Genomic DNA, 13,125 nt, shown 5'->3' on the forward strand with positions numbered 1-13,125 from the left:
TTGCAAAAAACAGCCGTTTAGGGACACGTAACGCGAGCTACCGGGCGATCGCCTTCGAGGAAACCGATCACGTTGTTGCTCACGGCCCTGGCCATCTGAATGCGCGTTTCGGTGGTTTGCGTGCCGATATGGGGAGTCATCACGACGTTATCCAATTCAAAGAGCTCTTCGGAAGGGTAGTCGCCATGTTCGAATACATCCAATCCGGCGGCACAGATCGTTCCCTCTTTCAGGGCTTTGACAAGCGCTTTTTCATCCACCAGCGGGCCGCGGGCGGTATTGATCAGGATTGCCGAGCGTTTCATTTGCCGGAGTTCGGCTTCGCCGATGATATGGTAGGTTTCAGGTGTATAGGGAGCATTCAGGGAAACAAAATCAGCCTGTTTCAACAGCTCTTCTTTAGAGACATAGGTAACGGGCAGGGCTGCCTCTTCTTCCATTGATAGGCGGCTCCGGTTATGGTAGATCACCGTCATGCCGCAGGCAATGGCACGAATGGCAAGCGCCTTTCCAATGCGCCCCATGCCGATGATGCCCAGTGTCTGTCCGGCAATCGGATAGGCCAGATTTTCCAGGATTCCGATTTTCATGTCCTTACGAAGTAGGCGCAATTTGCGGTCACATTCTGTGATACGGCGGGCAGTGTCGATCAATAGGCCCAAAGCCAGGTTAGCGGTAGGCGCCGTCACCTGATCGGGCGTATTGGCAACCGTCAGCCCTTTCTCCAGGGCATACGCCACATCGATATTGTTGTAACCCACCGCGTAGTTGGCAATAAGCCGCAATCGCTTTCCTTTATCAATCAACGCTTTATCGACCGGGAAATCAAACATGGAACACAACACATCGTACTCGCCAATCATCTCCGACACCTCTTCATAGGTAAAATCTCTCCCCTCCGGAAAAGTCACTTCGTACCTGCTTTCCAACTCAACAAATCCCTCACGGAAGATGTCGTACGTAACCAAAACCTTCTTCATCTGACTAATAATTAAAACTCTAATGGGCGTCAAAATTACATAAACACCCCTTTAATGCCAAGAAGAATTCGTATTTTTGCCTGGTAATACCAACTGTTGGCAGTTGATATTACCGGAATCCATTATCAATTATCAATTGTCAATTTAATAAATGGTTCTAAATTACATTTGGATTGCCTTCTTCCTGATCGCTTTTGTGGTGGCGGCATGCAAACTGATTTTCATGGGGGATATGCAGGTATTCACGGAGATCATCAATGCGACCTTTAGCTCTGCCAAAAACGGGTTCGAGATCTCCTTGGGGCTGACCGGTATATTGACCCTTTGGCTGGGTATCATGAAAATCGGTGAGCGAGGTGGCGTTATCCAGGCTTTTGCCCGGTTGGGAGCGCCTGTATTCAGCAAACTCTTCCCCGATGTCCCGAAAGATCATCCGGTGACCGGCTCTATTTTCATGAATATTTCAGCCAATCTGTTGGGGCTCGACAATGCCGCTACACCGATGGGACTGAAGGCGATGCAGCAGTTGCAGGAACTGAACCCGAAAAAGGACACAGCCAGCAACGCAATGATTATGTTTCTCTGTATCAACGCGTCAGGGCTTACTTTGATCCCAATCACCATTATGATGTACCGGGCACAGTTGGGGGCAGCCAATCCGTCGGATGTGTTCCTGCCGATCATGCTGGCGACCTTTACCTCTACCTTGGTAGCTATTCTGACGGTTTGCTTCAAACAGAAAATCAATGTGTTTCAAAAGAACCTGTTGCTCTTCTTCGGAGGGCTGGGCGCCTTGATCGGAGGATTGATTATATTGTTTAATTCGCTCCCGCAGGAGAAGGTCTCTTTATATTCTACCTTGTTCGCCAACGCACTGTTATTCACGATTATATGTGGATTTATCGTAGCGGGGATGCGGAAGAAGATCAACGTATATGATGCCTTTATCGATGGAGCCAAAGAGGGATTCAAAACGGCGATAACGATTATTCCTTATCTGGTGGCGATCCTGGTAGGCATAGCGGTATTCCGGGCGTCGGGAGCTATGGATTTCCTGATCGAAGGTGTGCGCTACGGTGTAGCTTCCGTAGGAATAAACACCGATTTTGTGGAGGCATTGCCCACTATATTGATGAAACCGCTGAGCGGAAGCGGAGCGCGGGGCATGATGATCGACGCGATGAGTACCTACGGAGCCGACTCGTTTGTGGGTCGCCTGGCATCGGTGGTGCAGGGATCAACGGATACGACACTCTATGTGGTGGCCTTGTATTACGGGAGTGTAGCGATAAAGAATACGCGTTACACGGTTCCCTATTCATTATTAGCCGATCTGGCGGGAGCTATTGCCGCGATCGCCTTAACCTATTTGTTTTTCAATTCATAATTCATAATTGATAATTCATAATTAAATATGATTTGTTATTACGCAGAAGATATCGCCTTTCCACCAATCAAAAGGAGGAAAGTTAGCCAATGGATCAAAGCTGTCGCGGCCACCTATGAACAAGCGGTGGGCGACATCAGTTATATCTTTTGCAGCGACGAGAAGATATTGGAGGTTAATCGCCAATATCTTGAGCATGATTACTTTACAGACATTATCACCTTCGACTATACAGAAGGGAAACGCATTTCCGGCGATCTGTTCATCAGCCTGGAAACCGTGAAGACCAATGCGGAGAAATTCGGCACAACATACGAGGAAGAGCTTCACCGCACCATCATTCATGGCATCCTGCACCTCTGCGGCATCGACGATAAAGGGCCGGGAGAACGGGAAATCATGGAAGAGAATGAGAACAAAGCGTTAGCATTATTTGAGTTTTAAGTGAAAGAAAGGATGCATAAAGCATGAATTTTAAATATGATGTAATTGTTGTAGGTGCAGGACATGCAGGCTGTGAAGCGGCTTGTGCGGCTGCCAACCTGGGGTCGAATACGCTGTTGATCACCATGGACATGAATAAGATTGCCCAGATGAGTTGTAATCCGGCCGTTGGTGGGATTGCCAAGGGGCAGATTGTCCGCGAGATCGATGCACTGGGCGGTATGATGGGTATTGTAACCGACAAGACAGCGATCCAGTTCCGGATGCTCAACCGCAGCAAAGGGCCGGCTATGTGGAGCCCCCGTGCGCAGAGCGATCGTGCCCGTTTCATCGACTGTTGGCGGGAAATTCTCGAAAATCAACCCAATCTATCGATCTGGCAGGACAGGGTAGATAGCCTTCTATTCGATGGCGATCGCGTTTGCGGCGTAAAGACGGAGATGGAGGTGGAATTCCATGCCGGAGCTGTCATCCTTACCAACGGCACATTCCTGAACGGACTGATGCATATCGGGCGGACACAGATCCGGGGCGGACGCATATCGGAACCGGCATCGACCGGTATCACCGAACAATTGGTTTCCCTCGGTTTCACCGCAGAACGGATGAAAACGGGAACGCCGGTGCGCATCGACGGAAGAAGCGTGCGGTTCGATGAAATGGAGGAACAACCGGGAGAGAATGACTTCCATAAATTCTCCTTTCTGACCTCTCCGCAGCGAACCTTACAGCAATTAAGCTGCTGGACCACCTTCACCAACGAAACAACACACGAAATCCTCCGCGAAGGATTGCCGGATTCACCGCTCTATAACGGACAAATACAAAGCATAGGGCCGCGTTATTGCCCCAGCATAGAGACCAAGATCGTCACCTTTGCCGATAAACCCCAACACCAGCTCTTCCTGGAACCGGAAGGAGAACGCACACAGGAATACTACCTGAACGGCTTCTCCTCTTCCCTACCCCTGGATATTCAGTTGCGCGCCTTGCGGTCGGTTCCCGCCTTCCGCGATATACGCATCTACCGTCCCGGCTATGCCATCGAATATGATTTCTTTGATCCGACCCAGTTACACCACACGTTGGAGACTAAACGGATGAAAGGACTCTTCTTTGCCGGGCAGATCAACGGAACCACAGGCTACGAAGAAGCAGGCGGACAAGGGCTGATTGCTGGCATCAACGCGCATATTTCATGCCATGGCGGCGAACCATTTGTACTGGGAAGAGACGAAGCCTACATTGGTGTGTTGATTGACGACCTGGTAACCAAAGGGGTCGACGAGCCTTACCGTATGTTTACCTCCCGGGCCGAATACCGTATCCTGTTGCGTCAGGATGATGCCGATATGCGTTTGACTGAAAAATCGTTCCACATCGGATTGGCAAAACAGGAACGTATGGATCTCTTGAACGAGAAGCGCGAGAGCCGCGATGCCATTATCCGGTTTATGGAGAACTACTCCATCAAGGCAAATATCATCAACCCCGATCTGGAAAGAATAGGGACTACTCCCCTCGCCCGCGGTTGCAAGTTGATCGAACTCGAGGCACGTCCGCAATTAAACATCGAAAAACTGACGGCCATCGTTCCGGCTTTGCAAGAAGAGCTCGACAAGGTGCCGCTCTCCCGAAAAGAGGAAATTATCGAAGCAGCAGAGATTCTGATGAAATACAGTGGCTATATCAAACGTGAACGCATCATTGCCGATAAGATCAACCGGCTGGAGAATATCCGCATCAAAGGGAAGTTCGATTACAATAGCTTGCAATCCCTTTCCACCGAGGCGCGACAAAAGCTGACAAAGATCGACCCGGACACCATCGCCCAGGCAAGTCGCATCCCCGGCATATCGCCAAGCGATATCAATATATTATTGGTTCTTTTGGGAAGATAATTACAATTGTTCCACGTGAAACAATTCGATCATGAGCGTATACAAAAGTGAACATATTGCCAATATACTTTCCGTCATTCCGGAGACGCCGGGTTGCTACCAATATTTCGACGAGCGGGGAACTATTATCTATATCGGGAAAGCGAAGAACCTGAAGAAAAGGGTACATTCCTATTTCAATAAAGAATCGGAATACCCCAAGACCCGCGTCTTAGTGAAGCAGATTCGCGACATCAAATACATCGTGGTCAGTTCCGAAGAGGAGGCGCTTCTGTTGGAAAACAACCTGATCAAGCAATACCGTCCGCGCTACAACGTCATGCTGAAGGATGACAAGACCTACCCTTCCATCGTGATCCGCAACGAATACTTCTCACGAGTCTTCACGACAAGGAATATCATCAAAGACGGTTCGCAGTATTTCGGACCATACACCTCCGCCTATACGGCAAAAATGCTGGTATCGATGCTGAAGGATATCTACCCTTTGCGCATTTGCCACCTCCCGCTCACGCCGGAAACTATCGCTCAAAAGAAATACAAAGTCTGCCTGCAATATCACATCAAACGCTGCAAAGGACCCTGTGAAGGATTACAAAGCCTGGAAGACTACCAACAAAACATCACGGAGATTCGGGAAATCCTAAAAGGAAATGTAACCACCATCAGCAAGCTTTTCTACGAACAAATGCAGCTGTATGCCTCTGAACTACGGTTTGAAGAGGCACAAGCCATGAAAGAAAAGTATGAAATATTGGAAAACTACCGCACCAAATCGACGGTCGTAACCCCTACCCTCACCAATATCGACGTATTCTCTTTCGCCGAACAAGACAATTCGGCCTACATCAACTACCTGCATATCGGCGACGGCGCCATTGTACAGGCCTATACGTTTGAGTATAAAAAGAAATTAGACGAGACTCCAGCCGATCTGTTAGCCCTTGGCATCGTAGAAATGCGCGAACGTTTCAAGAGCACGGCACGGGAAATCATCGTTCCTTTCGAGCCGGGAATCGAACTGGAGAAGGTTAGTTTCACTATTCCGCAGCGGGGCGATAAGAAGAAACTGCTCGGACTGTCGGAGATGAACGTCAAACAGTATAAGGTTGACCGTCTGAAACAGGCGGAAAAACTAAATCCGGAGCAGCGAAACACCCGTCTTTTGAAGGAGATTCAGGAGTCGTTGCATCTGGAAAAACTACCGGCACGCATCGAATGTTTCGACAACTCCAATATCCAGGGAAGCGATGCCGTAGCCGCCTGTGTGGTGTTTATCATGGGCAAACCGGCCAAGAAGGAATACCGCAAATACATCATTAAAACAGTAGAAGGACCCGACGATTACGCTTCGATGAAAGAGGTGGTGAGAAGGCGTTACAGTCGCGCCCTGAACGAAGAGACACCCCTACCCGACCTGATTATTACCGATGGCGGCAAAGGGCAAATGGAGGTGGTTCGCTCCGTTATTGAGGACGAATTGGAGCTTACAATACCGATTGCGGGACTGGCGAAAGACCGCAAACACCGCACCTCCGACCTGCTCTTCGGCACACCCCCCGAAAGCATGGGACTGGCACGTCAGAGCCCACTTTTCCGCCTGTTGGAGATGATGCAAAACGAAGTACACCGCTTTGCCATCACCTTCCATAAAGACAAGCGCAGCAAAGGGCAGACACGATCGGAATTAGACCAGGTGAAAGGGGTTGGAGAAAAGACAAAAGAGGCCTTATTGCGCCACTTCAAGAGTGTGAAACGAATCCGGGAAGCCGAGCTGGAAGAACTGACAAAGGTAGTCGGCCCCGCCAAAGCAGCCTTGATAAAAGAGGCATTATCATAGAGAGAAAAGATGAAAACAGTTATCCAACGCGTAAAGTATGCCTCCGTCACGATCGGAGACGTGGAAAAGTCCCGTATCGGACATGGGTTATTGGTGTTGATAGGGATAGAAGACCGTGATAGCCAGGAAGATATAGAATGGCTGACCAAAAAAATAGCCAACTTGCGGATCTTCGATGATGAAGCGGGCGTTATGAACCGTTCCGTTATGGATATCGATGGGGAAATCATGGTTGTCAGCCAGTTTACCCTGCAAGCATCCACCAAAAAGGGCAATCGTCCCTCCTATATCCGTGCCTCCCGACCGGAGGTCGCCATACCGCTGTATGAGGCGTTTTGCCGCACGATCTCCTCCCTCACCGGGAAAGAGGTCGCCACGGGCGAGTTTGGCGCGGATATGCAGATAGAATTGCTCAACGACGGGCCGGTAACTATTGTTATTGATACGAAAACGAATGATTAATTGATAATTGATAATTGATAATTGATAGTTGATAATGGGAGTAACGATACAGGAGGCACAAGAGCGTGTGGATCAATGGATAAAGGAGTACGGGGTGCGGTATTTCAATGAGTTGACCAATATGGCTCTATTGACCGAGGAGGTGGGCGAACTGGCTCGGATTATAGCCCGGACATACGGGGAGCAATCCTTCAAAGAGAGTGATAAAAACAGGGATTTAGGCGATGAGATGGCTGATGTACTCTGGGTTTTGTTGTGTCTGGCCAACCAGACCGGCGTAGACTTGACCGAGGCTTTCGAAAAGAACCTTGCCAAGAAGACATCCCGCGATAATGAACGACATAAAAACAACGATAAACTATAAGATCATGGCAGAAACGAATAAATTCCAGGAGGCGTTCGACCGCTTCGAACCGACCCAACCGGATGCAAAAATCACAGAAATAGTAGCCAATATCCTCGAAAAGAACTTCGAAAAGAACTTCACGCCGGAGGTATTGAAACGCATCCACGGATGCATCGACCTCACCTCGCTTACCGCGGTAGACACCCGGGAAAGTATCTGGGCAATGGTCGACCAGGTAAACGATTTCGAAGGGACAAACCCTGAGATACCGAACGTAGCAGCGATTTGTACCTATCCCCTATTCGTCGATACCGTGAAGCAGGCACTCACCGCCCAAGAGGTGAAAATAGCCTCCGTAGCGGCCGGATTTCCTTCATCGCAGACCTTTATAGAGGTAAAAATAGCCGAAACGGCCATGGCGGTGATGCAGGGAGCCGAAGAGATCGACGTAGTACTCAATTTGGGCTATTTTATGGAGGAAAACTTCGATGAAATGACCGAAGAGCTGCAAGAGATCAAAGATAGCTGCAGAGAGGCGCAATTGAAGGTTATTTTAGAAACAGGTGCTTTGGGCAGTGCCACCAATATCCAGAAAGCCGCGATCCTGGCCATCTATTCCGGTGCCGATTTCATCAAAACCTCCACCGGGAAAGAGTATCCGGGCGCTTCCCACGTGGCCTTTTACACCATGTGCCAGGTGATCCGCCAATACTACGCCATCACCCAAAAGCGCATAGGAATCAAGGCTGCCGGAGGCATCCGCACCTCGGAAGAGGCCGTGAAATACTACACCATTGCCCAAGAGGTACTGGGCGAAGAATGGCTCACCCCTACCCTGTTCCGCATTGGCGCCAGTAGCTTAGTTGGGGATATACAGAAAAGGCTTGGTTGAGCCTTTATTTTGTACGGGAAATAATGTAATCGGCTAATTGGAGTAAGGAGGCACGTCCTTCGTTATCAGGGAGTTGCAGGATCAGTTCGATCGCTTTCGCGTGGTACGCCTGCATACGCTCCCTGGCGTACTCAATACCCCCACTCGCTTTGGCCCAGTCGAGCAGGAATTGGATGTTTTCCGGACTGAAATCTCTTTGGATAAGCATCTGGCAGGCTTTCTCAGCCTCCTCTCTCCTACCCGTCCGCAACGCATATAACAATGGCAGCGTTACCTTTCCTTCGCGGATATCGTTGCCGGTCGGTTTGCCTATATTTGATTCAGTGAAATAGTCGAAAATATCGTCTTTGATCTGGAAACAATAGCCTAAGTTCTCCCCGATCTCCCGGCTGATCCGGCTGAATTCGTCGGAGGCATTGGCTGATATCGCCCCGATCTCCGTGCAGGCCGCCAGTAAAGAGGCGGTTTTCTTGCGGATCACCTCCATATAAACGGCTTCGTCTAATATGATTTCTTCGGCCACTTCCAATTGTTTCAACTCACCTTCCGACAGCTCCCTGCCTATGGTAGAGATGATGTTTACAATGCGCAGATTGCCCGCCATAATCGAACGCAAGAGCGCGGTCGACAACACGTAATCGCCCACCAAAACAGCTACCCGATTATCGAAAATAGCATTCAGTGAAGGCGCTCCGCGGCGTTGTTTCGTTTCGTCAATGACATCGTCGTGAATAAGCGTGGCCGTATGGAGCAACTCAAGAAAAACGGCCGAATTAACCGTTTCATCATTGATATTTCCACACGTTTTAGCGGTGAGGAATACAAGCAAAGGACGGATATGTTTCCCATTTTTCTGAAGAATAACATCGGTCGCTTGTTGCAGATAAGGTACCGCACTTCGCAAAGAAGCAGCAAATTCGGCTTGGAATTGCATTAATTCTTTTACAACCGGTTGTTCTATGTTTTTCAGATCGCTCATATAAAGGGAACAAATGATGCCCATTAAAAGATTCCGCAAAAGTAACAAAAACTATTGAGTGAGCGAGTTTTTTCGTACATTTACCCTGATTTCTACCACAAAAAACGTATTATACGATGAAACTATTCCTGATTGATGCCTACGCGCTCATCTATCGCTCCTACTATGCATTCATAAAGAATCCCCGGATCAACTCCAAAGGCATGAATACCTCCGCCATTTTCGGCTTTGTCAACAGCCTCGAAGACGTGTTGAAACGGGAGAATCCAACCCATATTGCCGTTGCGTTCGATCCTCCGGGACCCACCTTCCGCCACGAAGCCTACGAAGCCTATAAAGCTCAGCGCGAGGAGACACCGGAAGATATACGCGCATCGGTTCCGATCATCAAAGAGATCATCCGGGCGTATAATATTCCCATTCTGGAAGTCCTTGGCTATGAGGCTGATGATGTAATCGGAACCATTGCCAAACAGGCCGCCGGCGAAGATTTTGAAGTCTATATGATGACCCCGGATAAAGACTACGGACAATTGGTTGCCGACCATATCTATATGTATCGCCCGAAATTCGGCGGCGATTACGAGGTGATGGGTGTCGATGAAGTATTGGCGAAATACAGCCTCACCTCCACCGAGCAGGTGATCGACCTCTTGGCCTTGATGGGCGACAGCTCCGATAATATTCCGGGATGCCCGGGCGTCGGTGAGAAAACGGCGCAAAAATTATTGAGCGAATTCGGCACGATCGAAAACCTGTTGGACAATACCGACAAACTAAAAGGGGCACTTCAGAAAAAAGTTCAAGAGAACGTCGAGCAAATTCGCTTCTCGAAATTTTTGGCTACCATCAAAACGGATGTGCCGATTCGCTTCGATGGCAACCAATGCGAGCGCGAAAAACCCGACAAAGAGAAATTGACAACAATTTACACCGATTTAGAATTTAGAGCATTTATTAACAAATTGACCGAAGAGGCGCCAAAACCGAAAAAAGAGGGCCCGATTCAGGGCGATTTGTTTGGCTTATTTGCGCCCGAAGGGACGGAAGCGCCAAAAAATGAAAATCTCGCGGGGTCAAAATCGATCCCGCACAACTACTATATTGCTGATAATGAAGCGGAAATTAGTAAATTAATCGCTCTTTTGGAGAGTCAGGAAAAATTTGCTTTTGACACGGAAACAGACGGAATTGATCCGCTTCGTGCCGAATTGGTCGGTTTGTCGTTTGCCGTCAAAGAAAAAGAGGCCTGGTATGTTCCTGTTCCCAAAAATCGGGAAGAGGCGACCCAAATCGTGAAGCGCTTCTCCCCTGCCCTCGAAAATGTTAAAATCGGAAAGATCGGGCAAAATATAAAATTCGACATGTTGGTGCTCCGGAAATACGACGTGAAAGTTTCCGGCCCATTATTCGATACGATGATCGCCCATTACCTGCTCAACCCCGAATTGCGTCATAATATGGATTACCTCGCCGAGACCTATCTCGGATATAAAACCATACCCATCGAGGAGCTCATCGGGCCGAAAGGGAAAAATCAGAAAAGTATGCGCGACGTGCCAACGGAGCAAATCGCGGAATACGCCGCCGAAGATGCCGATATCACCCTGCAGCTGAAGAATTATTTCGAACCGCTGTTGAAAAAAGAGGGTTTGGAAGCGCTTTTCTACGAGATGGAAATGCCACTCGTCGCCGTATTGGCCGATATGGAGGCCACCGGCGTGACCTTAGACACGAACGCATTGCGCCAATCGTCGATCGAACTGACCGCTTCGTTAGAAAAATTAGAGCGTGAGATCCACGAAATGGCAGGCATCTCTTTCAATATAAATTCGACAAAACAGGTGGGAGAAGTCTTGTTCGAGAGACTGAAAATCGACGAGAAAGCCAAGAAAACCAAGACGGGCAACTATAGTACCAGCGAAGATGTGTTGGAAAAGCTGCGCAACAAACATCCGATCATCGGTAAACTATTGGAATACCGGGGATTGAAAAAGCTCCTGAGCACCTATATCGATGCGCTGCCGGAGCTGATTCATCCAGTGACAGGCAAGATACATACCTCGTATAATCAGGCTGTTACGGCTACGGGACGTCTGAGTTCGACCAATCCGAATTTGCAGAATATCCCCGTTCGGGAAGCATTAGGACGGGAGATTCGCCGCGCTTTCACCGCCGACAATGCCGATTCCCTCTTCTTTTCGGCCGACTATTCGCAGATCGAACTACGCATCATGGCGCATCTGAGCGAAGATGTCAATATGATCGACGCCTTCCGATCGGGCGAAGATATTCATGCGGCTACGGCAGCTAAGATCTACAATGTGCCGGCTAATGAGGTAACCAGCGATATGCGTCGCAAGGCGAAAACAGCCAATTTCGGCATCATCTACGGCATTTCGGTGTTCGGCCTGGCCGATCGCCTTAACATTCCACGCGGTGAAGCCAAAGAGCTGATTGAGGGCTATTTCCGCACCTATCCAAGGGTGCAGGCCTATATGGACGAAAGCATCCAGGTGGCCAAAGAAAAGGGCTATGTAGAGACCCTGTTCAAACGCAAACGTTTCCTGCCAGATATCAACTCGGGCAACGCCATCGTGCGCGGTTATGCCGAACGAAATGCCATCAACGCCCCTATCCAGGGCAGCGCCGCCGACATTATCAAGGTAGCTATGATCCGGATATTCAAGCGTTTCGAAGAGGAAAAACTACAGAGTAAGATGATCTTGCAGGTGCATGACGAACTCAACTTCAATGCCTGCAAAGAAGAGTTCGACAGAGTCAAACAGATTGTGCTCGAAGAGATGGAAAACGCTATCAGTCTGCGTGTTCCGTTGATTGCTGATTGCGGTGTTGGTAATAACTGGTTGGAGGCTCATTGATATGCGAAATCGAAATACAATTATCCCGTTCGTATGCTTGTTTCTCCTCCTGATCGGATGCAAACCCAAGGAGCTGGAACGCATCTCTTTGGAGGCTATTCCCCTGCAGGCATTGACTATGGAGCGACTGGTGCGCGTACCCGGGCAATTCCCTCCCCGCCCCTCGATGTTGACCGACGATATCATCCTCCTCACCCACCCTATAAGTTCCTCATTTATGGGTGTTTATCAACTGGGAGACTCGGCAGTGAGCCGGCATAAACTAAAGAAAAAAGGTGATCATATTCCGGTTCCCAACAGCCAAATCGACACCACTTTCCAATTGTTCAACCAACACACCCTGGCGACCTACCAGGTGCAAAACGGAACACTTACCTTAACCGATTTTGTTCGTTTCACCTTTGCCCGAGATAAGTCACCCGAACAGGTAGTGACGCTCAACGACGACCTCTACGCCTGCCTTGGAAGCTATCTGGGGGGACTGTTTGGCCTCTGCAAACGCAAAAAGAAAGAGATGAGATATACCGGCGCGTTCCCGACAGAGGACATGGCACTGCGCCGCCTGCTTCATAGTAACTCTTCCGGACGCATGGATAAACAAGGGGATCAAATCGTTTATGCCAACCGTTCAGTAGGTTATATAGCCGCCTTTACCTACTCTTTTGGGCGACTCAGAAAGCAATGGGACAAGCAACTGACCGACTATGTGTATCAAACAAAGGAGGGACATATCACCTTCGATCCCGACGAGCATCGCTCCGGATTCAGTGATATCCACATCACCGACCGGCATATCTACACCCTTTACTGGGGGCAGACCCGGTCGATGGGGCTGGAAGTGCCCAATTCTATTGTTGTATTCAACCGCGACGGAGAGCCAGTCAGCCGTTTTAGCCTGCCCGATCAGATGACATTCATCGCCGTCGACAGCCGGGAAGAGTACCTCTATGCCACCTATTCGCCCCTGATGAACGAGTGTTATCTGGTGCGCTTCAAATTGCCCTAAAACGGC

Annotated in this window: 11 protein-coding genes; 9 read left to right on the forward strand and 2 right to left on the reverse strand. The window is 49.2% G+C overall.

Annotated elements, in window-relative coordinates; translation table 11 throughout:
- Positions 1-17: 17 nt before the first annotated feature.
- Positions 18-980: a 2-hydroxyacid dehydrogenase family protein gene (locus M2134_RS08990; protein ID WP_280751357.1), complete on the reverse strand. Its 963-nt coding sequence runs from the start codon at positions 978-980 to the stop codon at positions 18-20.
- A 151-nt stretch (positions 981-1,131) separates the two neighbouring features.
- Here M2134_RS08990 and M2134_RS08995 point away from each other — a divergent pair, with 151 nt between their 5' ends.
- From M2134_RS08995 to deoC, 7 genes are read left to right on the forward strand one after another with little or no spacing between them, the layout of a single operon-like run.
- Complete coding sequence (locus M2134_RS08995) at positions 1,132-2,367, forward strand: nucleoside recognition domain-containing protein (RefSeq protein ID WP_280751356.1); 1,236 nt, start codon at positions 1,132-1,134, stop codon at positions 2,365-2,367.
- A 27-nt stretch (positions 2,368-2,394) separates the two neighbouring features.
- Positions 2,395-2,811 (forward strand): rRNA maturation RNase YbeY, encoded by a 417-nt coding sequence (gene ybeY / locus M2134_RS09000; RefSeq protein WP_280751355.1) that lies wholly within the window; start codon positions 2,395-2,397, stop codon positions 2,809-2,811.
- 23 nt (positions 2,812-2,834) lie between these two features.
- Entirely contained in the window at positions 2,835-4,712 is a 1,878-nt protein-coding gene (gene mnmG, locus M2134_RS09005; protein ID WP_280751354.1) for a tRNA uridine-5-carboxymethylaminomethyl(34) synthesis enzyme MnmG, read from the forward strand.
- A 31-nt stretch (positions 4,713-4,743) separates the two neighbouring features.
- The gene (gene uvrC / locus M2134_RS09010; protein WP_280751353.1) at positions 4,744-6,552 is read left to right on the forward strand and encodes an excinuclease ABC subunit UvrC; all 1,809 of its coding nucleotides are present in this window, start codon (positions 4,744-4,746) and stop codon (positions 6,550-6,552) included.
- 9 nt (positions 6,553-6,561) lie between these two features.
- Positions 6,562-7,014, forward strand: a complete 453-nt coding sequence (dtd, locus tag M2134_RS09015; RefSeq protein WP_280751352.1) for a D-aminoacyl-tRNA deacylase — start codon at positions 6,562-6,564, stop codon at positions 7,012-7,014.
- A gap of 34 nt (positions 7,015-7,048) precedes the next feature.
- Positions 7,049-7,378, forward strand: coding sequence for a nucleotide pyrophosphohydrolase (locus M2134_RS09020; protein WP_280751351.1), 330 nt, complete (start codon positions 7,049-7,051; stop codon positions 7,376-7,378).
- Positions 7,379-7,382: 4 nt separating this feature from the next.
- On the forward strand, positions 7,383-8,252 hold the full coding sequence (deoC, locus tag M2134_RS09025; protein WP_280751350.1) for a deoxyribose-phosphate aldolase: 870 nt from the start codon (positions 7,383-7,385) through the stop codon (positions 8,250-8,252).
- 4 nt (positions 8,253-8,256) lie between these two features.
- Here deoC and M2134_RS09030 read toward each other — a convergent pair whose 3' ends face one another.
- The gene (locus M2134_RS09030; protein ID WP_280751349.1) at positions 8,257-9,231 is read right to left on the reverse strand and encodes a polyprenyl synthetase family protein; all 975 of its coding nucleotides are present in this window, start codon (positions 9,229-9,231) and stop codon (positions 8,257-8,259) included.
- Positions 9,232-9,347: 116 nt separating this feature from the next.
- Here M2134_RS09030 and polA point away from each other — a divergent pair, with 116 nt between their 5' ends.
- Positions 9,348-12,113 (forward strand): DNA polymerase I, encoded by a 2,766-nt coding sequence (gene polA, locus M2134_RS09035; protein WP_280751348.1) that lies wholly within the window; start codon positions 9,348-9,350, stop codon positions 12,111-12,113.
- Between the two features lies 1 nt (position 12,114).
- The gene (locus tag M2134_RS09040; RefSeq protein ID WP_280751347.1) at positions 12,115-13,119 is read left to right on the forward strand and encodes a BF3164 family lipoprotein; all 1,005 of its coding nucleotides are present in this window, start codon (positions 12,115-12,117) and stop codon (positions 13,117-13,119) included.
- Positions 13,120-13,125: the final 6 nt, after the last annotated feature.

The organism is Parabacteroides sp. PM6-13, from assembly GCF_029892605.1.
Classification (GTDB): Bacteria; Bacteroidota; Bacteroidia; order Bacteroidales; family Tannerellaceae; genus QVMG01.

What these genes read in the sequence shown, in the direction of transcription:
- M2134_RS08990 (WP_280751357.1), bottom strand. Translation starts at nt 980, where the DNA reads ATGAAGAAGGTTTTGGTTACGTACGACATCTTCCGTGAGGGATTTGTT.
- M2134_RS08995 (WP_280751356.1), top strand. Translation starts at nt 1,132, where the DNA reads ATGGTTCTAAATTACATTTGGATTGCCTTCTTCCTGATCGCTTTTGTG.
- ybeY (WP_280751355.1), top strand. Translation starts at nt 2,395, where the DNA reads ATGATTTGTTATTACGCAGAAGATATCGCCTTTCCACCAATCAAAAGG.
- mnmG (WP_280751354.1), top strand. Translation starts at nt 2,835, where the DNA reads ATGAATTTTAAATATGATGTAATTGTTGTAGGTGCAGGACATGCAGGC.
- uvrC (WP_280751353.1), top strand. Translation starts at nt 4,744, where the DNA reads ATGAGCGTATACAAAAGTGAACATATTGCCAATATACTTTCCGTCATT.
- dtd (WP_280751352.1), top strand. Translation starts at nt 6,562, where the DNA reads ATGAAAACAGTTATCCAACGCGTAAAGTATGCCTCCGTCACGATCGGA.
- M2134_RS09020 (WP_280751351.1), top strand. Translation starts at nt 7,049, where the DNA reads ATGGGAGTAACGATACAGGAGGCACAAGAGCGTGTGGATCAATGGATA.
- deoC (WP_280751350.1), top strand. Translation starts at nt 7,383, where the DNA reads ATGGCAGAAACGAATAAATTCCAGGAGGCGTTCGACCGCTTCGAACCG.
- M2134_RS09030 (WP_280751349.1), bottom strand. Translation starts at nt 9,231, where the DNA reads ATGAGCGATCTGAAAAACATAGAACAACCGGTTGTAAAAGAATTAATG.
- polA (WP_280751348.1), top strand. Translation starts at nt 9,348, where the DNA reads ATGAAACTATTCCTGATTGATGCCTACGCGCTCATCTATCGCTCCTAC.
- M2134_RS09040 (WP_280751347.1), top strand. Translation starts at nt 12,115, where the DNA reads ATGCGAAATCGAAATACAATTATCCCGTTCGTATGCTTGTTTCTCCTC.